Here is a 23,100-nt window from a genome sequence, read left to right as displayed (position 1 = left end):
CCCACCCCTTGTTCCGCTCGCTGAAGGGGTGGGCTCGGGCCGTGCGGGTGGGCTCGGCGCGAGAGGGGAAGGGAAAGGGGAGGCGAGGGGTCAGGCCGAGTCGCGGACGACGAGCTCGGTGTCGAGGATCGTCTCCTCGGGCGGCGTGCCCCCGGCGAGGCGCTCCAGCAGCACCTCGGCCATCCGCTCTCCCTGCTGGAACGACGGCTGACGCATGGTCGTGAGCGCGGGCGCGGTCGTGGAGGCCACGGGCGAGTCGTCGAAGCCGACGACCGCGACATCGTCCGGGACGCGCCGACCGGCCGTCTCGAGCACGGGGATCACACCCCGGGCCATCAGGTCGCTCGCGACGAAGAGCGCGTCGAACTCGCGGCCGCCGGCGAGGATCTCGCGCATCGCCGCGGCACCGGATTCCACGGTGAAATCGCCCACCGCGACGGGCCCCGGTTCGAGGCCGGCGGCGGCGAGAGCGTCGCGGAAGCCGTCGACGCGGTCGACCCCGGCCTGCATCGAGGGCGGACCGGCGATCGATCCGATGCGGGTGAAGCCACGACCGATCAGGTACTCGGTCGCCGTGCGCGCGCCCGCGACGTTGTCGACGTCGACGTAGTAGTCGCCCTCGACGAGGCGGGTCGGCCGCCCGCCGTACACGACGGGGACGACAGCGGCGATGCGATCGATGAAGGTGTCGCTCGTGTGGTGCGAGACGACGATCGCGCCGTCGACCGCACCGCTTCGGACGTACTGCGCCGTCTTGTCGCCCGGGTCGCTGCTGGCGATGATCAGGTTCAGCACGTAGTCCGACCGGCTCACCCGCGCATTGATGCCCGAGACGACCGCGGCGAAGAACGGGTCGCCGAAGAGGCGGCTGATGTCTTCGGGCACGACCAGCGCGATCGCCATCGTCGAGCGACTGGCGAGCGATCGGGCGGCGCGGTTCGGCACGTAGCTGAGCTCGGTGATGGCGCGCTGCACGGCGGCGAGCGCCGTCGGGCTCACCGCGGTCGAGCCGTTCACGACACGCGAGACGGTCGAACGCGAGACGCCGGCGGCCGCCGCCACCTCTTCGATCGTCGCCGCGCTGCGCGGCGCGGCGGCTCGTACGTCGGTGGTCACGTCGGAACTACCTCTGCGGGGGAAGCGGTGTCATCGCACGTTCTGCGATGACCCGACGATACTCCCTCGCGCTGTCCTTGAGCGTGCGCTGCTGGGTGTCGTAATCGACCCGGACGATGCCGAAGCGCTTCTCGTAGCCCCACGCCCACTCGTAGTTGTCGAGGAGCGACCAGTAGAAGTAGCCCCGGACGTCGACCCCCGCTTCGCGGGCGTCGAGCACGGCGCCGAGGTGTCCGAGCAGGAACTGCGTGCGCTCGGTGTCGTGGACGCGCGGCTCGCCGTCCTCGACGACCAGCTCGTCGTCGTAGGCGGCCCCGTTCTCGGTGACGTACAGGGCCGTGCCGACGGGCTGCGCGTACTCGGTCCAGACCCGCTCGAGCAGCGCGGTGAGCCCTGCGGGCTGCACCTCCCAGTGCATCGACGTGCGAGGAAGGCCGCGCTCGTGCCAGTGGATGTCGTGACCCACCGGCCACGGCGAGCCGGTCTCGCGATCGGTCGGCGCATCGCCGGGCGTCGGCGGGTTCGGATCGGGACGGCCGCCGACGAACTCGTTGTGGTAGTAGTTCACGCCCAGGGCGTCGAGAGGCTGGGCGATCGTCGCCACGTCGCCCGGCTGGACCGCCTCGCGCCAGCGCGCCACGGCATCCGGATCGACGCGCTCGAGGTCGTCGACGATGTCGCCGGGATACGCGGCCCGGAAGATCGGGTCGAGGAACCAGCGGTTGAACTGTCCGTCGATGCGCCGCGCCGCGTCGCGATCGGCCGGATCGGACGGATCGGCCGCCTCGGCGCCCGTCAGGTTCAGGGTGATGCCGAGCGACAGCGACGCATCGCGCGCCCGCAGCTCGCGGACGGTCCGACCGTGACCGAGCAGCAGGTGGTGCGCGGCGAGGAGGCCGTCGCCGGTGCTGAACCGCCCCGGCGCGTGGATGCCGGCGGTGTAGCTGAGGAACGACGAGCACCACGGCTCGTTGAGCGTCGTCCAGTGGTGCACGCGATCGCCGAGCGCGTCGTGCAGGTCCAGGGCGTACTCGGTGAACCGGTCGGCCGTCTCGCGCGCCGTCCAGCCGCCCCGCTCCTCGAGGGCCTGCGGAAGGTCCCAGTGATAGAGCGTGAGCCACGGGATGATGCCGGCATCCAACAGCTCGTCGACGAGCCGCTCGTAGAAGTCGACGCCCGTCGGGTTGAGCGCTCCGCCGCCCGGCCGCACGCGCGACCAGGAGGTGGAGAAGCGGTAGGTGTCGAGTCCGAGGTCCTTCATGAGGGCCACGTCGTCGCGATAGCGGTGGTAGTGGTCGCACGCGACGTCGCCCGTGTCGCCGTTGATGACGGCTCCCGGCACGCGGGCGAATGCGTCCCAGATCGAGGCGGTGCGCCCTCCCTCGAAGGCGGCGCCCTCGATCTGATAGGCGGCCGTGGCGGCGCCGAGGAGGAAGCCCTGCGGGAACGGGCGGGATGCGGGTGGCGTCATGACGGCGGACTGCTCCTGGGAGATCGTGCTCATGGAGGCTATACCCCGTTCAGCCCTTGACCGCGCCGGCCATGATGCCGCTGATGAGCTGCTTGCCGGCGGCGATGAACAGCACCAGCAGCGGCAGCGTCGCGAGGACGGCTCCGGCGAGGACGATCGAATAGTCGATGTAGAAGCCGCTCTGGAGCTGACTGAGGGCCGTCTGGAGGGTCGGGTTCTGCGGGCTCAGCACGATGAGGGGCCACAGGTAGTCGGTCCAGGCCGTCATGAACGTGAACAGTCCGAGGATCGCCATCGCGGGGCGCGCCGCGGGCACGCCGACGGTGAGGAAGGTGCGGAACTGGTTGGCGCCGTCGACACGGGCCGCCTCGATGAGTTCGTCCGGGATGACGTCCACCAGGTACTGGCGCATGAAGAACACGCCGAACGCGGTCACGAGCGTCGGCACGATCACGGCGCCGATGGTCCCCGTCCAGCCGAGCTCGCGCATGACCATGAACAGCGGGATGATGCCCAGCTGCGTCGGAATGGCCATCGTGGCGACGACGAACACCATGAGCCCGCTGCGCCCGCGGAAGCGGAGCTTGGCGAAGGCGTAGCCGGCCAGGGTCGAGAACGTCACGACGGAGACCGTGATGATCGTCGAGATCAGCACCGAGTTGGCGAGGGCGGTCCAGAAGGGGATCGCGTCGAGCACACGGGCGGCGTTGGCGAGGAAGTTGCCGCCCGGGATGAGGGGCAGCGTCTCGCCGCGGGTGGCGTTGGTGCCGCTGGCGACGACCACCGACCACCACAGCGGGTAGACGCTGCCGATGATGAAGGCGGCGAGCAGGCCGTAGGTGAGGAAGCCGGGTCGGCTGCCGATGCCTGCCGAGGCGCTTTCGCGCGAACGACGGGGCCGCCGCGGCTTCCCCGGCGCGATGAGCGCCGAGGCGGCGGGTCGGTCGGTGACGGGAGCGGTCATCGTGCACCTCCGGCACGGGATCGGATGCGGCTGCGCTCTCGACGGGGCGGCCGGGCGTCGCCGGTGGCGATCCGTCGCGAGAGCAGGAAGTTGATGAGGCCGATGCCGACGATGAGCAGGAACAGCAGGATGGCGACCGCCGACGCCTCGCCCAGGTTGCGGCGGAAGAAGGCCATCTCCCAGAGGAAGAGGACGGTCGTCTGGAACTGACGTTCGCTGCCGCCGATGCCGCCGGCCGTGGAGACATCGAACAGGCGCGGCTCGGCGAAGACCTGGAGACCGCCGATCGTCGCCGTGATGATGACGAAGATCAGGGTCGGGCGGATCGAGGGGAGCGTGATCGAGAAGAAGCGGCGCGCTGAGCCGGCGCCGTCGATGGCGGCGGACTCGTAGAGGTCGCGCGGTACGGCCTGCATGGCGGCGAGCAGGATGAGGGCGTTGTAGCCGGTCCAGCGGAAGTTCACCATGATGGCGATCGCCAGGTGGCTGAGGAACGGGTCGCGCTTCCACAGCTGATCGGGGATGCCGATGAGGTTCAGCAGGTTGTTGGCGAGCCCGTCCGCTTCGTTGAAGATGCTCGAGAAGATCAGGGCGACGGCCACGGGGGTGACGACGAAGGGGATGAGGACGCTCATCCGCCAGAAGGTCGGTGCGCGCAGTCCCCGGTCGAGCAGGTAGGCGACGAGCAGCGCGACGGCGAGCTGCGGGACGGCCGAGAGGATGAAGATGCTGAGGGTGTTGCCGATCGAGTTCCAGAACATCGGATCGGCGAGGATCTCGGTGAAGTTCGTCGCGCCCACGAAGTCGCCCTGCCCCTTGAGCAGGTCCCAGTCGTGGAGGGCCACGAACACGGTGTAGACGAGGGGGAAGAGCCCGACCAGACCGAACAGCAGGAAGAAGGGCGCGACGTAGGCGTAGGGCGAGCCCTTCTGATCGAGTACCGAGAGGCGATGACGCCACGTGCGTCGCGGGGACCGGGCGGGCTCGGCGGCCCGATCGTCCACGACGGAGCGCGGCGGTGCGGTGAGGGTCATGACCGGTTCCTTTCCGGGTTGCACGGGGCCCCGCCGTGGTGCACACAGGGCCCCGCGCGATCGGGTCAGTCGAGGACGCTGTCCAGCAGACCGAGTGCCTGGGTCCAGGCGCCGGCGGTGTCGGTCTCCTTGTTGTCGAGCGCGGTGAGCGCCGGACCGAAGACGTTCTCCTGGATCACCGAGTCCTGGGGACCCTTGAACTGCGCCTTCACGCCCTCGGCACGGGCCGCGAGGATCGCGCCGGTCGGAGCGCCGTTGAAGAACTCGTTCGGCGTCGCCTCGGCGGCCAGGGTCTCCTGCGCTTCCCGGGTGGAGGGGAAGTTGCCGGCTGCTGCCGACTGCTTCACCTGCTGCTCGGGCTCGGTCAGCCAGCTCGCGAGCTTCGCCGCCTCCTCCTTGTTGCTCGAGGTCTCCGGCACCGAGAGCCACGCGCCGCCCCAGTTGACCGGGCCGCCGGGGAAGACCGGCGCGAAGTCCCAGCCGTTCGTCTCGTCGCCGCCGCCGGCTTCGATCTGACCCTTCGCGACGCCCAGCATCCAGCCGGGGCACACGAGCGTGGCGAACGTGTTGTCGAGGAAGTCCTTGCCGTCGTTCCAGTTCCACGCGGTGGACGCGGCCGACAGCCCGTCCTCGGTGGCGGCGCCGAGCAGCTCGAAGCGCTCCTTCAGTTCGGCGTTGCCCTCGACGTTCAGTTCGCCGTCGGGGGTGTAATAGCCCTCGGGGAGCTGGTTGACCATGGAGTTCCAGACGAATCCGGAGTGGTCGTACCAGGCCTTGCCGGTCGCGGCGTTGTACTGCCGGCCAATGTCGAAGTAGTGCTGCCAGTCGCCTTCGAGCAGGGTCGCCACCTCGTCGCGGTCCGTCGGCAGCCCGGCGGCCTCGAAGGCCTTCGTGCTGTAGCAGATGCCCGACGGGCCGATGTCGGTGCCGTAGCCGAGGACGCGGCCGTCGGGATCGGTCACCTGGTCGTACTTCCAGTCGATCCAGTCGGCCTTGCGGTCCTCGATGCCGTAGTCGCGGAGGTCGACGAAGGTCTCGGCCACGCCCTCTTCCATGATGGCGCCGAGCCAGCCCTCCTCGATGGCGACGACGTCGGACAGACCCGAGCCGGCGCCGATCTTGGTGAACGCGTCGGTGCGGGCATTGCCGCCGGTGTCGATGTTCGTCGCCTCGATGTTGATGTTCGGGTTGAGCTCCTCGTACTCGGCGTAGAGGTCGTCGTACCCGAAGGTGCCGAACGTGGTGACGGTGAGGGTGATCTGCCCTCCGTCGCCGGTCGTGCCGTCGGTGCCGCCGGCGCAGCCGACGAGGACGATGGCCGAGGTGGTCGCGATGCCGGCTACGAGGCCGACCCGTCGCAGTGCGCGTGAGGTCACGTGTCACTCCCTTGTGATGGTGGTGTTGCGGTGCGGAATTGCGGTGCGGATGCGCGGTGCGGGCTCCGTGGGAGCGCTCTCACCGATTGAGATGCGACTGTACGGGAGCGCTCCCACGAACGCAAGAGAGCGCTCCCACTTTCGTGGCGGTCCGGGTCGCGCAACGACGTGAGCGCATCGCATTCCGGCTCGCAACGCCGCGGCATCCGTCCCCGTAGACTTGTCGCGCACCCATCCCGCGACCTCCGGAGCCTGCAATGCCCACCATCGTCGTCGACGTCATGCCCAAGGCCGAGCTGCTGGATCCGCAGGGGAAGGCCGTCTCGGGCGCCCTCACCCGCCTCGGAGTCGCCGGGTTCTCCGACGTCCGCATCGGCAAGCGGTTCGAGCTGACCGTCGAACGCGCCGACGAGGAGACCCTCGCGGCCGCCCAGCGGATCGCCGACGAGATCCTCTCGAACTCGGTGATCGAGGACGTCGTGGGCATCGAGGTCGTGGAGTGACCGCCCGCATCGGGGTCATCACCTTCCCCGGCTCGCTCGACGACCGCGACGCGCAGCGCGCCGTCCGTGTCGCCGGCGGCGAGCCCGTCGCCCTCTGGCACGGCTCGCACGACCTCGACGGCGTCGATGCCCTCGTGCTGCCGGGCGGCTTCAGCTACGGCGATTACCTGCGGGCCGGCGCGATCGCCGCGCTCGCGCCGATCATGTCGGAGGTGAAGGATGCCGCGGCGAAGGGCATGCCGATCCTCGGCATCTGCAACGGGTTCCAGATGCTCGTCGAGGCGCACCTGCTGCCCGGCGGCCTGATCCGCAACGCGCACCAGCAGTTCATCCGCCGCGACCAGCGGCTCGTCGTCGAGAACGCCGACACCGCCTGGACGAACGGCTTCGAGAACGGCCAGGAGATCGTCATCCCGCTGAAGAACGCCGACGGCGGCTTCACGTGCTCGGACGAGACCCTGAAGCAGATCGAGGGCGACGGGCTCGTCGCCTTCCGCTACCGCGGCGTCAACCCGAACGGCTCGCTCGACGACATCGCCGGCCTCACCAACGAGCACGGCAACGTCGTGGGTTTCATGCCCCACCCCGAGCACGCCGTGGAGGCCGGTTTCGGTCCGAACACTCCCGATGCGATGCGATCGGGTGTCGACGGGCTGACCTTCTTCACCTCCGCGATCGCCGCGGTCGTCACCGCCGCGGTCTGACATCCTCGGAGCTCGGACGATCGCACCGAGCTCGGAGGATGTCACCGATCCGGTCCGAGAAGCGCGCGATTCTCCGAGCGCGGTCCGCCGCACGAGCTCACCTCGATAGCGTGGAGGCATGAGCGACTCCCCCCGCATCGTCGTCAGCCTGCCCTCCGACGAGCTCGCCGCGGACGTCGGCGATCTGCCCGAGGGGGTCGAGACCGTCGTCTGGGATCTGCGCTCCCCGGCGCCGCGCGACGCGTTCGACATGGTCGTGCCGCCGTACATGTCGGGGCGCCGCATCCTCGCCGCTCTCGACGGAGTGCGCGTCGGACTGCTGCAGAGCCAGTCGATCGGATACGAGGGCCTCGCCGGCTACGTCCCCGACGGCGCCCGGCTGGCGAACGCCTCGAGCGTGCACGAGACCGCCACGGCGGAGCTCGCCGTGGGACTCGCCATCGCGGCGCAGCGGAACCTCGCCGACTACGTCCGCGACCAGGAGGCGCGCCGCTGGGCGCCCCTGTTCGGCGCGAGCGTCGCCGACAGCACCGTCCTCGTGCTCGGCTACGGCGGCGTCGGCAAGGCGATCGCCGCACGGCTGCGCCCGTTCGAGACCGACATCGTGCCGGTCGCCTCGCGTGCCCGCGACGAGGACGGCGAGCACATCCACGGCATCGACGAGCTCGCCGAGCTGCTGAAGACCACCGACATCCTGATGATCGCCCTCCCCGGCGGTGAGGGCACCCGCGGCCTGATCGGCGCCGAGCAGCTCGCCCTGCTGCCCGACGGAGCGCTCGTCGTCAACGTCGGCCGCGGCAGCATCGTCGACACGGACGCACTCGTGGCCGAGCTGCAGCGCGAGCGCCTGCGCGCCGCTCTCGACGTCGTCGACCCCGAGCCGCTCCCCGAGGACCACCCGCTCTGGCACGCGCCCGGCGCCCTCATCGTGCCGCACGTGGGCGGCGCCTCCGAGGCGATGCGCCCCCGCATCGCGCGGCTGGTGCGCGAGCAGATCGAGCGCCTGGCCGCCGGCGAGGAGCCCCGGAACGTCGTCACCCCCTGAGGGGCCGCCGGGGCGGCGAGCGGCAGGTCAGACGCGGAAGACCGTGTGCACGGGACCGCAGACGTCCTGACCGCCGAGGTCGCTCAGCTCCATGAGCACCGCCGTGCCGACGGTGCGGTGGCCGAGTCCCTCGAGCAGGCGCTGCGCGGCGCGCAGCGTGCCGCCGGTGGCGAGCACATCGTCGACGAGCAGCACACGTGTGCCGCGCGGGAGGTCGTCGGCCATCTCGATCGTCGCCTGGCCGTACTCGAGGTCGTACGACACGGATGCCGCGGGCCGCGGCAGCTTGCCCGCCTTGCGGATCGGGACCATCCCCACTCCGCACGCCGCCGCGACGGCTCCGGCGATGAGGAAGCCGCGCGCCTCCACGCCGGCGACGACGTCGAACTCCCGGGCGAACGGCGCGACGATCGCGTCGACGACTGTCCGCAGTGCTGTCGCATCGGCGAGCAGCGGCGAGATGTCGCGGAAGAGGATGCCCGGCTCGGGAAAATCGGGGATGAGCGCGATGAGGGACTCGGCGTGCGCGAGGGCGTCGGATGTCACCGGACCACACTATGCCGGTTCCCCGGACACCGGTTCCCGACGGCGGCCCGCGACGCACTCCTGTTCGAGACCACTCGGTCCGGATGGACACCGCCGAATGTAAGCGCTTGCACTAAGGTCGAGGGATGGCTTCCTCCCTTGACCTCGCGGACGGCACGGACCTCGTCGACTCCGGAATCGCAGACACCGAGACCGTCGCATCGACGCTCGCGGCGATCGGCGACTCCCGACCCGGCGCCGAGTGGTGGCGCACCGCCGTCATCTATCAGATCTACCCCCGCTCCTTCGCGGACGCGTCGGGCGACGGGGTCGGCGACCTCGCCGGAATCACCTCGCGCCTCGGCGCACTGTCGGACCTCGGCGTCGACGCCGTCTGGCTCAGCCCCTTCTTCCGGTCCCCGCAGAAGGACGCCGGCTACGACGTCGCCGACTACTGCGACGTCGACCCGCTGTTCGGCTCGCTCGCCGACTTCGACGCGATGCTCGCCGAGGCGCACGGGCGCGGCATCCGCGTCATCGTCGACCTCGTCCCGAACCACTCCTCCGACAAGCACGCGTGGTTCCAGCAGGCCCTCGCGGCCGCCCCGGGCGCCCCCGAGCGCGCCCGCTACATCTTCCGCGACGGCCGCGGCGAGACCGGCGAGCTGGCTCCCAACAACTGGGAGTCGGTCTTCGGCGGACCCGCGTGGACCCGCACGACGAACGCCGACGGCACCCCCGGTCAGTGGTACCTGCACCTGTTCGACTCCACCCAGCCCGACTTCGACTGGGACAACCCGGAGGTCGGCGACGAGTTCGAGCGCATCCTCCGCTTCTGGCTCGACCGCGGCGTCGACGGCTTCCGCGTCGACGTGGCGCACGGCCTCATCAAGGCCGCGGGTCTGCCCGACTTCGTTCCGAACGAGGACGCGGGGTCGATGGGCGGCGACAGCGACGACGTTCCGTACTGGGGCCAGGACGGCGTCCACGACGTCTACCGCCGCTGGAACCGCATTCTCGCCGAGTACGAGGGCGACCGCGCCCTCTGCGCCGAGGCGTGGCTGCCCACCGTCGACGAGACCGCCCTCTGGGTGCGCTCCGACGAGATGCACCAGGCGTTCAACTTCCCCTACCTGCAGACCGAGTGGGATGCCGCTCACCTCACCGAGGTGATCTCCGAGTCGCTGCGGGCCTTCCCCGCCGTCGGCGCGCCGGCCACCTGGGTGCTCTCGAACCACGACGTCGTGCGCCACGCGTCGCGCCTCGCCCTCACGGCCGAGAACCCGCAGGGGCATGGTCTCGGGCCGACGTCCCCCGGACAGCCCGACGCCGTCGTGGGACTCGCCCGCGCCCGCGCCGCGACCACGCTCATGCTCGCCCTGCCGGGGTCGGCGTACCTGTACCAGGGCGAGGAGCTCGGCCTCCCCGAGGTCGTGCACCTCCCCGACGCCGCGCGCCAGGACCCGACGTGGTTCCGCACCGCGGGCGAGCGCTACGGCCGCGACGGATGCCGCGTGCCGATCCCGTGGGAGTCGAACGCCCCCGCCTACGGCTTCAGCACCACCGGCGCCTCCTGGCTGCCGCAGCCCGAGGAGTGGGCTCGCCTCTCGCGCGCCGCGCAGATCGGCGACCCGTCCTCGACCTTGACGCTGTACCGCGAGCTGCTCGCCGAGCGCCGCCGCCGCGACCTCGGCGCCGGCTCGCTCACCTGGGTCGACCTCGAGCTGGGTGACGACGTCGTGGCGTTCCGCAACGGCGACCTGCTCGTCGTGGCCAACACCGGCGCCGCCGCGGTCCGCCTCCCCGAGGGCGAGGTCCTCCTCGCGAGCGGTCCGATCGACGGCCGCGAGCTGCCGGTCGACAGCGCGGTCTGGATCGCCGCGGCCTGACCCCGGCCGGGCGGACGGGACGGAGCGGGAGATGGTCGGCATCGACGACGTCGCGCGGCGCGCGGACGTCTCGACGGCGACCGTCTCCCGCACCCTCAGCGGTCGCGGGATCGTCTCGGCGGCCACGCGCGAGCGCGTGCTGCGCGCGGCATCCGATCTCGGCTACGTCGTCTCCTCCGCCGCGTCGAGCCTCGCATCCGGGCGCACCCGGAACATCGGCGTGCTCGTGCCGATCCTCGACCGCTGGTTCTTCTCGCGGGTGCTCACGGGCATCGCCGCCACGCTGCAGCGCTCGGACTACGACGTCGCGCTCTACGCGCTCACCTCGGACGCGGACGAGCGCCGCCGGGTGTTCGAGGCGTCTCTCCGCCGTCAGCGCATCGACGGCGTCGTCGTCGTGTCGATGGCGCTCGGAGCGGGCGAGATCGAGCAGCTGTCCGGTCTCGGTCTGCCCGTCATCGGACTGGGCGGGCGTCTCGCCGGACTCCCCTCCCTCGTCGTCGACGAGATCGCCGTCGCCCGGTGCGCGACGCAGCATCTGCTCGACCTCGGCCACCGCGACATCGCCCACATCGGACTCCGCCCCCAGTTCGAGGGTGATTTCCACATCCCCTCGCAGCGTCGCCGCGGGTTCGAGGCGGCACTCAGCGACGCCGGCCTCGCCCCGCGCGACGACCGCTTCGCCGCGGCGGACTTCACGATGGCCGGCGGTCACGACGCTGCGACGAGGCTGCTGCGGGATGCCGCATCCCGCCCGACGGCGATCTTCGCCGCGTCCGACGAGATGGCGATCGGCGCCCTGCTCGCGGCGCGCGAGCTCGGGCTGAGCGTGCCGGGGGACGTCTCGATCATCGGGGTCGACGGGCACGATCTCGGCGCGTTCTTCGGGCTCACGACGGTCGACCAGTTCCCGAGTAGACAGGGCGAGCGGGTCGCGGCGGCGATGCTCGACGCGCTGCACGCGGACACGGCGGCGGCCGCGCCCGCGCAGCCGCCCGAGCAGCCGGCCGGGCTCGAGTTCGCCCTCGTCGCACGCTCGAGCACGGCCCCTCCCGCCTGACGGCGATACGTTCGTCGGGCCGGCGGTGCGCGTGCGGCCTCGTCGCCACTGGTCGCCCCCATCAGCCCCACCCGTCCGACAGACGTATCAAGCTCGGCCCGGCCGGGCACCGCGCAGGCACCCTCCCGTAGGCTCGATGCATGGCCCTGGACCTCGACGCTCTCTACACCGATCTGCATCGTCACCCGGAGCTGTCGTTCCAGGAGACCCGGACGGCGGCCGTCATCGCCGGCAAGCTCGCCGAGCTCGGTCTGACGGCCGAGGAGGGCGTCGGCCGCACGGGCGTCGTCACGACGGTCGAGAACGGCGACGGACCCGTCGTGTGGCTGCGCGCCGACATGGACGGCCTGCCGGTTCCGGAGCAGACCGGGCTCCCCTACGCGAGCACCGCACGGGGCATCGACCCGGCCGGCAACGACGTGCCGGTCATGCACGCCTGCGGCCACGACATGCACGTCACCGCGCTTCTCGGCGCCCTCGAGCGCCTCATCGCGACCCGCGGAGATTGGTCGGGCACCGTGGTGGCGGTGTTCCAGCCCGCCGAGGAGTACGGCGCCGGCTCGCAGGCGATGATCGCCGACCGCGTGCTGGGCCGCTTCCCGAAGCCCGACATCGTGCTCGGACAGCACGTCACCCCGCTTCCCGCCGGAGTCATCGGGGTCCGCCCCGGCACCCAGATGGCCGCCTCCGACGGCCTCACCGTCGTGATGCACGGCCGCGGCGGGCACGGCTCGCGGCCGCACTCGACGATCGACCCGGTGGTCATGGCCGCGGCGACCGTCATGCGCCTGCAGACCGTCGTCTCGCGCGAGGTCGACCCGCGCGAGGTCGCCGTCGTCACGGTCGGATCGATCCACGCCGGCCTGAAGAACAACATCATCCCCGCCGAGGCGAAGCTCGAGCTCAGCCTCCGCTACCCCGACGACGCTGCCCGCGAGCGCGTGATGTCGAAGGTCGAGCGCATCGTGCGCGCCGAGGCCGCGGCATCCGGAGCCGAGACCGAGCCGACCATCACCGTCGACCACTCGCTGCCCCCGACGATCAACGACCACACCGCGACCGCGCGCGTCACCGCCGCGTTCGAGCGCGCCTTCGGCGATGGCAGCGTCATCGACCCGGGCATGTTCACCGGCAGCGAGGACGTCTCGTGGTTCGCCCGCGAGGCCGGCGTCCCGCTCGTCTTCTGGTTCTGGGGCGGGGTCGACCCGCAGACGTTCGCGGATGCCGTCGCCGGCGGCACCGTCGAGCGCGACATCCCGACGAACCACTCGCCGTTCTTCGCGCCCGTCATGCACCCCACGATCGAGCGCGGCGTCGAGAACCTCGTCGTCGCGGCACGGGAGTTCCTGGCATGACCGAGCGTCGCACCCTCATCATCCTCAGCAGCGTCGCCGGCGCCCTGCTGATCGCCGTCGTCGTCGTGCTCTCGGTCTATCTCGTGCAGTCCACGCGTTCGGCGAGCCCGGCTCCGGAGCCACCGGCCGCCCCTGCGACCACGGCGCCGCCGACGAGCTCCGCCCCCGCGGCTCCGACGCCGACTGCGACGCCGACGCCGGAGGCCGAAGGTCCGCTCATCGACGTGACCGGCACGGGCTTCACGATCGCGAACACCGAGGGCGAGGTCACGTTCACGCACGAATGGGCGGGCGACGCGGCTCCCGCGGTCGCCGCTCTCACCGAGGTCTTCGGCGCCGCACCGTCGGAGGACTTCCAGAACGGCGACGCCGAGAACTACGCGTACAACATCTACGTCTGGGAGGGCTTCCGTCTGTACGACGTCTCGCTCGGCCCGGGCAATCGTCCGCGCACCGAGGTGCCGGCGCCGACCTACGTGTCGTTCGACACCGACATCGACGACCCCGTCACGGTCGAGGACGAGTTCGGCGTGTCGCTCGGGATGCCGATCGCCGAGGCTCGTGCGCTCGGTCCGGTGAGCGAATCGGCGCTTCCCGACGGGGGTGTGCGCCTCGTCTTCGGCGCCGATCGCGGCTCGTTCTACAACGACGGCGCCCGCAACTTCAGCGCGTACGTCGATTCGGATGCCGCCGGCCAGAGCGTCCAGGCGATCACCTACGGCTTCCGCGTCCGCTGACCCGAGAGGACCGCGCCATGGATGCCGTCAGACCTCGCCGAACCCCGTGGTTGCTGTGGATCGTGGCCGGCATCGCGCTGATCGCTGCCGTCGTCGCGGTCTTCGTCCTGACACGAGGCGACGACGGGACTCCCGGCGCCGATCCGCCCTCCTCGACCGCCGCGCCGTCCACGCCTCCACCGACACCGACACCGACACCGACACCGACGAACGCACCACCCGTTGGAGCGTCGGAGGTCGTCATGAGCGGAACCGGCTTCAGCATCGACGCGGCCGACGGCTCGCCGATCTTCGAGTTCGCGTGGCGCGATGCCGCGGAGCCGGCCGTCGAGGCGCTGACCGAGGCGTTCGGCACCGCCCCCGAGCTCTCGGTCCATCCCGGCGACGGGACTCACTTCCCGGATTACACGCAGTACGACTGGCGCGGTTTCACGCTCTACGACATGGTCGTCACCGCCGACGGCAAAGCCCGCTCCGAGTATGCGACACCGACGTGGGCGAGCATCCGGACCAACGAGATCGCGGGGATCCCGATCGTCGCGGAGTTCGGTCTCGCGATCGGGTCGACCGTCGACGCGGTCCGCGGTATGGGTCCCGACGAGGAATCGGACCTGACCGAGCGTGGTGACGGCTACATCTTCGCCTTCGACATCGATCGCACGGTGATGTTCTCGGAAGGCAGCCCCGTCGACCAGCTGGTCTACAGCGTGTTCGCGGACACCGACGAGCCGGGCGCCGAGGTCGTCGAGATCCGATACCGCCCGTATTCGCTGTTGTGATCGGTTACCCGGCTCCGGCCTCGGGGTGACGGTCTGACAACGCTCGGATGACGACCCGCGTGGCGGGATTGCGCAGCGAGCTCCGGCAGGCGTAGTGTCGCCCGCCGTGACCATTGAGAGTCGCGACCCGGGCGAAGAGACCACGCCGATCGCGAAACGCATCCTGATCGGCGATCCGCTGGATTCCGACGAGCTCGACGACCAGCTCCTGCCCAAGCGGCGCGCGCTGCCGATCTTCGCCTCCGACGCCCTGTCGTCGGTGGCGTACGCGCCGCAGGAACTGCTGATGATCCTCGCGATCGGCGGTACCGCGATGCTCGCCTTCAGCCCGTGGGTGGCCGCGACCGTCGTCGCGCTGCTCATCGTCGTGGTGCTGAGCTACCGGCAGCTCATCAAGGCCTACCCGTCGGGCGGCGGCGACTACGAGGTCGCCCGCACCAACCTGGGCGAGAAGGCCGGGGTCGTCGTCGCGGCGGCCTTGCTCGTCGACTACATCCTGACCGTCGCGGTGTCGGTCGCATCCGGAGTCGACAACATCATCTCGGCCCTGCCGTTCCTCGATCCGTGGCGCGTCGAGCTCGCCGTCGGGTTCGTGGTGCTGATCATCCTGGTGAACCTCCGCGGCGTGCGCGAGGCCTCGTCGGCGTTCGCCATCCCGACCTACATCTTCATCGGCTCCGTCGCCCTGATGATCGTGACCGGTCTCGTCCGCGTCGCCCTCGGCGACGCCCCCGTCGCCTCCAGCGCCCAATACGCGATGGAGGCCGAGAACCTCTCGCAGGTCGCGCTCATCCTGCTCGTGCTCCGCGCGTTCTCGAGCGGCTGCTCGGCGCTCACCGGCGTCGAGGCCGTCTCCAACGGCGTGCCCGCCTTCCGGGCGCCGAAGGTGGCGAACGCGCAGAAGACGCTCGTGCTCATGGGCACGATCGCCATCCTGCTCTTCTCGGGGCTCACCGCCCTCGGCCTCATCGCCGGCGTCCACTACGCCGAGAACCCCTGCGCCCTCGTCGGATTCGACTGCGCGACGCAGCCGCAGCCGAGCCTCATGGCCCAGATCGCGGCGGCCACGTTCGGCATGGGCTCGATCCCGTTCTTCGTCATCCAGGCGGCCACCGCGTGCGTGCTGCTGCTCGCGGCGAACACCGCGTTCAACGGCTTCCCGCTCCTGGGCGCCGTCCTCGCCCGCGACGGCTACGCCCCGAAGTCGCTCAACACCCGCGGCGACCGCCTCGTGTTCTCCAACGGCATGATCATCCTCGGGCTCGCCGCGATCGCGGTGCTCGTCGTGTTCCGCGCGCAGCTGACGACCCTCATCCAGCTCTACATCATCGGCGTGTTCGTGTCGTTCTCGCTCGGACAGGTCGGCATGGTGAAGCACTGGCGGCGCGAGCTGCGACTGCTGCACCCGAAGGATGCCGCGGGCCGCCGCGAGGCCCGCGTCGGTCTGCTGATCAACGGCGTCGGCGCGGCGTTCACCGTCGCCGTGCTCGTCATCGTGACGGTCACGAAGTTCACCCACGGCGCCTGGCTCGTGTTCATCGCCATCCCGATCCTCGCCTTCCTGATGGTCGGCGTGAACCGCTACTACCGCGACGTCGAGCACGAGATCGAGATGAACGACGGCGTGCACTTCGGGGCGACCGGCGACGTCGCGCTCGTGCTCGTCAACCGTCTGCAGAAGCCGGTGGCGAAGGCCATCGACTACGCCCTCGCGGCCAAGCACGACAAGACGATCGCGGTGCACGTCGCGATCTCGAAGGAGTCGGCGCAGGAGATCCAGGCGGACTGGGAACGGCACGGCATCCCCGTGCCGCTCGTCATCATCGAATCGCCCTACCGCCAGTACGCCTCGCCGCTGGCGGCGTTCATCCGCACGTACCGCGAGAAGCACGGCTCATCGGTGGTCACCGTGTACCTGCCGCAGTACATCGTCGGGCACTGGTGGGAGACCTTCCTCCACAACCGGCGCGCGCGCCGCATCGCGCAGCAGCTGATGATGGTCCACGGCGTGCAGATCACCCTCGTCCCCTGGCTTCTCGACTCGTCCGAGATCGTCTACGGCCGCCGGTCGCGACCGCTCCCCGGCGACGACCGCGCCGGCCGGGCCGCCACGACGTACGGGCTCGTCGCGCACACCGAGCCGCCCGAGGACCGTTGAGCCCGGCGTAGCCTAGACGGGTGAGTTCTTCCGCCGCGCCCGCCTCCGCTCCGAGCCTCGTCAGCCCGCTCGACGCCGTGACGCTGCGGGCGGACTTCCCGATCCTGTCGGAGCAGGTGAACGGCCACCGCCTGGTATACCTGGACTCCGCCGCGACCAGCCAGAAGCCCTCCGCGGTCCTCGATGCCGAGCGCGAATTCCTCACGCACGCGAACGCGGCCGTGCACCGCGGCGCGCACACCCTCGCCGCCGAGGCCACCGATCTGTTCGAAGACGCCCGCGCCGCCGTCGCCGACTTCGTCGGTGCGCGGCCCGAGCAGCTCGTGTGGACGAGCGGCGCGACCGCCGGCCTCAACCTCGTCGCGTACGCGATCGGCAACGCCACCCTGGGCCGCGGCGCCCCGGCCTCCGCCCGCTTCGCGCTCGCGCCCGGCGACGAGATCGTCACGACGGCGATCGAGCACCACGCCAATCTGATCCCCTGGCAGGAGCTCGCTGCTCGCACCGGCGCCGTGCTCCGTCACATCCCGGCTCGTCCGGACGGAACGCTCGATCTGGATGCCGCGGCATCCCTCATCGGCGAACGCACCCGGGTCGTCGCCTTCACCCACGTCTCGAACGTGCTCGGCATCGTGAACCCGGTCGCCGAGATCGTCGCCCTCGCGCGGGCGGTCGGCGCGACGACGGTGCTCGACGCCTGCCAGTCGGCACCGCACCTGCCGCTCGACCTGCCGGCTCTGGGCGTCGATCTCGCCGTCTTCAGCGGCCACAAGATGCTCGGGCCCTACGCGATCGGCGGACTGTACGGGCGTGCCGAGGTCCTCGACGCCCTGCCGCCCTTCCTCACCGGCGGATCGATGATCACGACCGTCACCCTCGACGGCGCCGAGTATCTGCCGCCGCCGCAGAAGTTCGAGGCCGGCACCCAGCCGGTCGGTCCCGCGATCGGGCTCGCCGCCGCGGTGCGCTACCTCGACGGCGTCGGCCTCGCGAACATCCATGCGCACGAGTCCGCGCTGGCGGAGCGGATGGGGGCGGGGCTCCGCGAGATCCCCGGCATCCGTCTGCTCGGGGATGCCGCCGGCGCCGATCGCGTCGGCCTGTGGTCCTTCGACGTCGACGGCGTGCACGCGCACGACGCCGGGCAGGTGCTCGACGCGCAGGGCATCGCCGTCCGCGTCGGCCACCACTGCGCGGCGCCGCTTCACGGGCAGTTCGGGATGACGGCATCCGTCCGCGCGTCCACGGCGCTCTACAACACCGAGGAGGACGTCGACCTCTTCCTCGACGCCGTGCGCGGCATCCGCGGCTACTTCGGCGTCACCGGCTCCGGGGAGGGCGCGGCGTGAACGGTCTCGATTCGCTGTATCAGGAGCTCATCCTCGATCACTCGAAGCACCCGGTCGGCAACCCGCTGCACGACGCCGGCGGCGCGGCGCACGCCGATTCGCACCAGAAGAACCCGGTCTGCGGCGACGAGGTCACGCTGCGCGTCGCCGTCGACGGCGACCGGATCGTCGAGGTCTCGTGGGAGGGCACCGGCTGCTCGATCTCGCAGGCATCGGCATCGATGCTCGCCTCGCTCGTGGCCGAGGAGGTCGAGGGCGACGGGATCACGCGCGCGGACGCGAAGGCCCTCATCGAGGGCTTCCGCGAGGCGCTTCGTTCGCGCGGGACGATCCCGCTCGACGAGGAGACGTTCGGCGACGCCGCGGCACTCTCGGGCGTCTCGAAGTTCTCGGCCCGCGTGAAGTGCGCCATGCTCGCCTGGGTGGCCCTCGAAGACGGTCTCGCCCGCGCCTGACCCCAACGGCGTCGCGCCCCGCCCGGTCTCGCCGCCGGCCCGAATTCAGGAACAACCGCACCCAGCTCGGCCCCGGGCCGCCCCACAGCCCCGGTTCTCCTGAGAACGGACCGCGGGCATCGGCTCGCCCGCGCCTGACCCGAACGGCGTCGCGCGCCGCCCGAGTCCCGTTGCCGGCCCGAACTCAGGAAAGGCTGCTCCCGTTCGGCCCTGGGCCGCACCACAACACGGCTTTCCCCTGAGAACGGACCGCAGCACCCCGCCCGCGCCCCGCCCGCGCCTGACCCGCCTCAGCCGGCGAGCACCTCGGACTCGAGTCGCGCGTACGAGGCCTCCATGCCGTCGGCCATGCCGGTCGCCAGGATCATGTCGCGCGTCTCCTTGTCGGGGTACTCGATGAGGAGAGTCAGGAGCGTCACGCCGTCCTCTTCGTAGAGCTGCAGGTCGTTCGTGGTCGACGGTCCCTCCGAGCCCGCCATCCGCTCCGTCGACACCTCGCGGCGCGGCGCGTCGATCAGCAGCACCTCGCCCTCGAAACCGAACGCGGTCTCGGGCGCCCCGTCCTGTTCCCAGCCGTTGCGGTAGGACTGCCCGACCTCGGTCGCCGGCTCGACGACCGTCATCGACCAGCCGTCGGGTCCCAGCATCCACTTCTTCAGAAGCTCCGGCTCGTGGTGCGCACGCCAGACGAGGTCGCGCGGCCCGGCGATGAGACGCGTGATCCGCACGTGCGTGTCGTCGAGCAGCTCCACGTCGGTGCCCCGGCCCTGCGACCAGGCGCGCAGGTCCTGCAGCACGAGGTCGAGCTGGTTCATCGCAAGGCGCGATCCCTCGATCGCTCCCATCGCGACGACCTGCTCGAGGGCCTCGGCCGAGGTGAAGTGCGTGACGTTCGACAGTCGCGATCCGTCCCCCATCTCGTCGAACCGGAAGGTCATCCGCATGGCGGGGAACTCGGCCATCGGCTCGCCGTGCTCGTCCGCGAAGGCGTCGAGCACCTCGAATCCGGAGCCCTCGTCGATCGCCAGGAACTCCCAGCGGCCCCGCGACTTCTCGCCCTGCGGGCTCGTCATCTCGTACTGCGCGTGGCCCCCGACGGTGAAGTCGAACGACGTGAAGGTCGCGGGCCAGCCGGGAGGACCCCAGAAGCGCTCCAGCTGAGCGGGCTGCGTGAACGCGCGCCAGAGCCGGTCGACCGGCGCGGCGACGTCGGCCGTGAGCGTCATCGTGAGGTTCTCGGCATCGGTGGTGATGTCGGTGACGGGCATCGGATTCTCCTTCGAAACGGATACAGCGAGGTGGTCAGTGGTGGGATTCGGTCTCGGGTTCGGCGAGCAGCGCGTCGAGGCGATCGACGCGCGCACGCCAGAGGTCTTCGAAGCGGGCCAGCAGCGCGCGGGCGCGGGCGATCATGGCCGGGTCCGCGCGCACGAGGCGTTCGCGGCCTTCGGCGCGCTTGATGATGAGACCCGCCTGCTCGAGCACGCCGACGTGCTTCTGCACGGCCGCGAACGACATGTCGTAGTCGGCGGCGAGGGTCGACACCGACTGTTCGGTCGCCATCGTGCGGCGCAGGATGTCGCGGCGCGTCGCAGCCGCGAGGGCGTGGAAGACACGGTCGATCTCCTCATCGGTGAGCTCGCTCGGCTCGGACGTTCGTTGTACAACCATTTGGTTGCACGTTAGAGCCTCGACGCGGCGGCGTCAATCCCCGGGCTGCACCGAGCTCGGGGATCGGCGCCCAACTCGGAGCGAAACCGCCGATGTCTCCGAGATTCGCGTGGTTCTCCGAGCCCGCGCGGCGCGCTCGGCGGGCAGGGCGAGGGCCCGGGTCACAGGGAGGCGCAGGCGACGCACATCGTCGCGTGCGGGCGCACCTCGAGGCGCTCCGCGGGGATCGGCGAACCGCAGCGCGCACAGATGCCATAGCCGCCGTCGGCGACCCGCGCGAGCGAGGCCTCGACCTCGGCGAGCTCGGCGCGGGCGCCGCGCCGCAGCGCCTCCACGCGCTGCCACTCCCCCGAGAGCGTCGACCCCTCCGGGTCGTGCTCGTCGTCGGCCGTCGCGTCGGCACGGTCGTGCCGCAGGCTGTCGTCGTCGGCATCCAGCCGCACCAGCAGCGCGCGCAGCTCGCCCTCGCGCTGCCGCAGGCTCGCCACCGGATCCATCCAGCGACCCTACGTCAAGCCGGTGACATCGGACCCGCATCCGTCGCAGGCTGGAGGCCGGAAGGGAGTACGACATGACCGAACACCACGGAAACGACGCCGAGCACGCGAACGAGGGCGCCGAGCACGCACCCGACGAGAACCCTTCGACGGAGGAGCTCGAGGAGCCCAGCGTCGCGAAGGAGCCGGGCGAGGAGCCCAAGGCCCCCGAGCAGAAGGACGAGGAGCCGAGCCACCAGGCCGTCGGCATCGGCGTCATCGACGACGGGACCTCGCCAGGCGCTCCCTGACGGGCTCGCCGCCCGGCCGGTGACGGGTGGCCGGTGCCGAAGGGCGGCGGCCGGCGGCCGATACATCTGTCGGATCGGTGGGGCGGGTGTCGCCTCAACTCGTGTTCGAGCCGTCACCAGCCCCGGCGACCCGACAGGCGTATCCCCACCCCGCGTCAGGACCGCGCGAGGACACCGTGTGAGGACCGCGTGAGGAGCGGCCCCGGGTGCGTATGGATTCCGTGAGGACGGCGGATGCGGCATCCGCTCGGGTGTTCCATCGGATCTCGTGCTCGATGCAATCTTCCTGGCCGCGCTCCTCGCGCTGTTCGCCCTCGTCGGCCTCATCGCCCAGGGGGTCGAGAAGCTGTGACGGTCTTCTCGCTCCTCGCGGCGTGCCTCGCGATCGCCGCCGTCGTCTACCTCGTCGTCGCCCTCGTGCGACCCGAGCGGTTCTGACGTGGATGCCGCGCAGATCGAGTTCGCGACGCTCCAGATCGCGACCCTCGCCCTCATCCTCGTCCTGCTCTACCGCCCGGTGGGCGACTACATCGCCCGCGTGTACACGTCGGGCCACGATCTCGTCGTCGAACGGGGCGTCTACCGCCTGATCGGCGTCGATCCGCGCGCCGATCAGACCTGGCAGGCCTATGCCCGCGGCGTGCTGCTCTTCTCGCTCGTCGGCGTCGTGATCGTCTATGCGCTGCAGCGGATCCAGCCGCTGCTGCCCTACAGCCTCGACCTGCCGGCGCCCAGCGAGCACCTGTCGTTCAACACCGCGATCTCGTTCGTGACCAACACGAACTGGCAGTCGTACTCCCCCGACACGACGCTCGGCTACACCGCGCAGTTCGCGGGTCTGGCCGTGCAGAACTTCGTCTCGGCCGCGGTCGGCATGGCCGTCGCCATCGCCCTCGTCCGCGGCTTCGCCCACCGCCGCTCGGGCACGATCGGCAACTTCTGGGTCGACCTCGTGCGCGGGCTCGGCCGCATCCTGCTGCCGATGGCGATCATCGCGGCGATCGCACTGCTGGCGGGCGGCGTGATCCAGAACGTCGGCGGGTTCACCGACGTTCAGACCATCGCCGGCGGTGCGCAGTCGATCCCCGGCGGACCCGTCGCGAGTCAGGAGGCCATCAAGCTCCTCGGCACCAACGGCGGCGGCTTCTTCAACGCGAACTCGGCGCACCCGTTCGAGAACCCGACGCCGTGGACGAATCTCTTCGAGATCCTCCTCATGCTCGTCATCCCCTTCGCGATGCCGCGCGCCTTCGGGCGCCTGGTCGGCGACGACCGGCAGGGCTACGCCATCGTCGCCGTCATGGCCGGGCTGTTCGTCACCTCACTGGCCCTCGGCACGTGGGCGGAGGTCGCGGGCGGCGGGGCGGCGACTCAGCTCGCGGGCGCCGCGATGGAGGGCAAGGAGGCGCGGTTCGGCATCGGCGCGTCGACACTCTTCACCGCCTCCTCGACGCTCACCTCGACGGGCGCCGTCAATTCCATGCTCGACAGCTATACGCCGCTCGGCGGGATGCTGCCGATGCTCAACATGATGCTCGGCGAGATCGCCCCGGGCGGTGTCGGGTCGGGCCTGTACGGGATGCTGGTGCTCGCCGTCATCGCGGTCTTCGTCGGCGGCCTGCTCATCGGGCGGACGCCCGAGTACCTCGGCAAGAAGATCGGACCGCGCGAGATCAAAATCGCGAGCCTGTACATCCTGGTGACGCCGACGCTCGTGCTCGCAGGCACCGCGCTGAGCTTCGCCGTCCCCGCGGTGCGGGCGGACGTCGAAGACACGTCGATCTGGAACCCCGGCGTGCACGGCCTGAGCGAGGTGCTCTACGCCTTCACGTCCGCCGCGAACAACAACGGCTCGGCCTTCGCCGGCATCACCGCGAACACGCCCTGGCTCAACACCGCGCTGGGCGTCGCGATGCTGCTCGGCCGGTTCGTCCCGCTCGTGCTGGTCCTCGCCCTCGCGGGCTCCCTCGCCGCCCAGGACCGCGTGCCCTCGAGCATCGGCACGCTGCCGACCCATCGGCCGCAGTTCGCGGGTCTGCTCGCCGGCGTCGTCGTGATCATCACCGCGCTCACCTACTTCCCGGTGCTCACCCTGGGCCCCCTCGCCGAAGGACTCTCCTGA

23 protein-coding genes are annotated in these 23,100 nt (G+C 70.8%); 14 read left to right on the top strand and 9 right to left on the bottom strand.

Annotated features, from left to right (window positions below):
- Positions 1-90: 90 nt before the first annotated feature.
- From F6B42_RS02465 to F6B42_RS02445, 5 genes are all read right to left on the bottom strand, one after another.
- Complete coding sequence (locus tag F6B42_RS02465; protein WP_150418001.1) at positions 91-1,116, bottom strand: LacI family DNA-binding transcriptional regulator; 1,026 nt, start codon at positions 1,114-1,116, stop codon at positions 91-93.
- Positions 1,117-1,123: 7 nt separating this feature from the next.
- On the bottom strand, positions 1,124-2,620 hold the full coding sequence (locus tag F6B42_RS02460) for a GH1 family beta-glucosidase (RefSeq protein WP_150418000.1): 1,497 nt from the start codon (positions 2,618-2,620) through the stop codon (positions 1,124-1,126).
- Positions 2,621-2,636: 16 nt separating this feature from the next.
- Entirely contained in the window at positions 2,637-3,551 is a 915-nt protein-coding gene (locus F6B42_RS02455; RefSeq protein ID WP_150417999.1) for a carbohydrate ABC transporter permease, read from the bottom strand.
- Positions 3,548-4,585, bottom strand: a complete 1,038-nt coding sequence (locus tag F6B42_RS02450) for a carbohydrate ABC transporter permease (RefSeq protein ID WP_150417998.1) — start codon at positions 4,583-4,585, stop codon at positions 3,548-3,550. Before F6B42_RS02450 ends, F6B42_RS02455 begins: the two co-directional genes overlap by 4 nt.
- 65 nt (positions 4,586-4,650) lie before the next feature.
- Entirely contained in the window at positions 4,651-5,961 is a 1,311-nt protein-coding gene (locus F6B42_RS02445) for an ABC transporter substrate-binding protein (RefSeq protein ID WP_150417997.1), read from the bottom strand.
- A gap of 257 nt (positions 5,962-6,218) precedes the next feature.
- Between F6B42_RS02445 and purS the strand changes: the two genes are divergently transcribed.
- The 3 genes from purS to F6B42_RS02430 all read left to right on the top strand — a co-directional run bounded on the left by purS (position 6,219) and on the right by F6B42_RS02430 (position 8,213).
- Positions 6,219-6,464 carry a phosphoribosylformylglycinamidine synthase subunit PurS gene (gene purS / locus F6B42_RS02440; protein WP_150417996.1) on the top strand — a complete coding sequence of 82 codons (246 nt, stop codon included), beginning with the start codon at positions 6,219-6,221 and terminating at the stop codon, positions 6,462-6,464.
- Complete coding sequence (purQ, locus tag F6B42_RS02435; RefSeq protein WP_150417995.1) at positions 6,461-7,168, top strand: phosphoribosylformylglycinamidine synthase subunit PurQ; 708 nt, start codon at positions 6,461-6,463, stop codon at positions 7,166-7,168. The genes purS and purQ overlap by 4 nt, the downstream gene beginning before the upstream one ends.
- Positions 7,169-7,286: 118 nt before the next feature.
- Positions 7,287-8,213: a 2-hydroxyacid dehydrogenase gene (locus F6B42_RS02430; RefSeq protein ID WP_150417994.1), complete on the top strand. Its 927-nt coding sequence runs from the start codon at positions 7,287-7,289 to the stop codon at positions 8,211-8,213.
- Between the two features lie 27 nt (positions 8,214-8,240).
- Here the strand turns inward: F6B42_RS02430 and F6B42_RS02425 are convergent, their stop codons facing one another.
- A complete protein-coding gene (locus F6B42_RS02425; RefSeq protein WP_150417993.1) occupies positions 8,241-8,759 on the bottom strand; it encodes an adenine phosphoribosyltransferase in 519 nt (172 codons plus the stop codon).
- A 125-nt stretch (positions 8,760-8,884) separates the two neighbouring features.
- Between F6B42_RS02425 and F6B42_RS02420 the strand changes: the two genes are divergently transcribed.
- From F6B42_RS02420 to sufU, 8 genes are all read left to right on the top strand, one after another.
- Positions 8,885-10,627: a glycoside hydrolase family 13 protein gene (locus tag F6B42_RS02420; RefSeq protein WP_150417992.1), complete on the top strand. Its 1,743-nt coding sequence runs from the start codon at positions 8,885-8,887 to the stop codon at positions 10,625-10,627.
- Positions 10,628-10,658: 31 nt separating this feature from the next.
- Positions 10,659-11,687 carry a LacI family DNA-binding transcriptional regulator gene (locus tag F6B42_RS02415; protein ID WP_150417991.1) on the top strand — a complete coding sequence of 343 codons (1,029 nt, stop codon included), beginning with the start codon at positions 10,659-10,661 and terminating at the stop codon, positions 11,685-11,687.
- Between the two features lie 140 nt (positions 11,688-11,827).
- Positions 11,828-13,042, top strand: a complete 1,215-nt coding sequence (locus F6B42_RS02410; protein ID WP_150417990.1) for an amidohydrolase — start codon at positions 11,828-11,830, stop codon at positions 13,040-13,042.
- Entirely contained in the window at positions 13,039-13,779 is a 741-nt protein-coding gene (locus F6B42_RS02405) for a hypothetical protein (protein ID WP_150417989.1), read from the top strand. Before F6B42_RS02410 ends, F6B42_RS02405 begins: the two co-directional genes overlap by 4 nt.
- Before the next feature lie 17 nt (positions 13,780-13,796).
- Positions 13,797-14,558, top strand: a complete 762-nt coding sequence (locus F6B42_RS02400; protein ID WP_150417988.1) for a hypothetical protein — start codon at positions 13,797-13,799, stop codon at positions 14,556-14,558.
- 106 nt (positions 14,559-14,664) lie between these two features.
- On the top strand, positions 14,665-16,716 hold the full coding sequence (locus F6B42_RS02395) for an APC family permease (protein ID WP_223878295.1): 2,052 nt from the start codon (positions 14,665-14,667) through the stop codon (positions 16,714-16,716).
- Positions 16,717-16,736: 20 nt separating this feature from the next.
- Positions 16,737-18,065, top strand: a complete 1,329-nt coding sequence (locus F6B42_RS02390; RefSeq protein ID WP_150417986.1) for a SufS family cysteine desulfurase — start codon at positions 16,737-16,739, stop codon at positions 18,063-18,065.
- On the top strand, positions 18,062-18,520 hold the full coding sequence (sufU, locus tag F6B42_RS02385) for a Fe-S cluster assembly sulfur transfer protein SufU (RefSeq protein WP_150417985.1): 459 nt from the start codon (positions 18,062-18,064) through the stop codon (positions 18,518-18,520). Before F6B42_RS02390 ends, sufU begins: the two co-directional genes overlap by 4 nt.
- 290 nt (positions 18,521-18,810) lie before the next feature.
- Here the strand turns inward: sufU and F6B42_RS02380 are convergent, their stop codons facing one another.
- From F6B42_RS02380 to F6B42_RS02370, 3 genes are all read right to left on the bottom strand, one after another.
- Complete coding sequence (locus tag F6B42_RS02380) at positions 18,811-19,788, bottom strand: SRPBCC family protein (protein ID WP_150417984.1); 978 nt, start codon at positions 19,786-19,788, stop codon at positions 18,811-18,813.
- A gap of 34 nt (positions 19,789-19,822) precedes the next feature.
- A complete protein-coding gene (locus F6B42_RS02375; RefSeq protein WP_150417983.1) occupies positions 19,823-20,191 on the bottom strand; it encodes an ArsR/SmtB family transcription factor in 369 nt (122 codons plus the stop codon).
- A 161-nt stretch (positions 20,192-20,352) separates the two neighbouring features.
- Positions 20,353-20,688, bottom strand: coding sequence for a TraR/DksA family transcriptional regulator (locus F6B42_RS02370; RefSeq protein WP_150417982.1), 336 nt, complete (start codon positions 20,686-20,688; stop codon positions 20,353-20,355).
- A 74-nt stretch (positions 20,689-20,762) separates the two neighbouring features.
- Between F6B42_RS02370 and F6B42_RS02365 the strand changes: the two genes are divergently transcribed.
- The 3 genes from F6B42_RS02365 (at position 20,763) to kdpA (ending at position 23,100) form a co-directional block, all read left to right on the top strand.
- The gene (locus F6B42_RS02365) at positions 20,763-20,978 is read left to right on the top strand and encodes a hypothetical protein (RefSeq protein WP_150417981.1); all 216 of its coding nucleotides are present in this window, start codon (positions 20,763-20,765) and stop codon (positions 20,976-20,978) included.
- A 348-nt stretch (positions 20,979-21,326) separates the two neighbouring features.
- Positions 21,327-21,416, top strand: coding sequence for a potassium-transporting ATPase subunit F (locus tag F6B42_RS02360; RefSeq protein ID WP_150417980.1), 90 nt, complete (start codon positions 21,327-21,329; stop codon positions 21,414-21,416).
- A gap of 1 nt (position 21,417) precedes the next feature.
- A complete protein-coding gene (gene kdpA, locus F6B42_RS02355) occupies positions 21,418-23,100 on the top strand; it encodes a potassium-transporting ATPase subunit KdpA (RefSeq protein ID WP_150417979.1) in 1,683 nt (560 codons plus the stop codon).

Source organism: Microbacterium radiodurans, from assembly GCF_008710705.1.
GTDB classification, from domain to species: domain Bacteria; phylum Actinomycetota; class Actinomycetes; order Actinomycetales; family Microbacteriaceae; genus Microbacterium; species Microbacterium radiodurans.
Note: the sequence above shows the minus strand (reverse complement) of the source record. Positions and strands in the feature narration are given on the sequence as shown.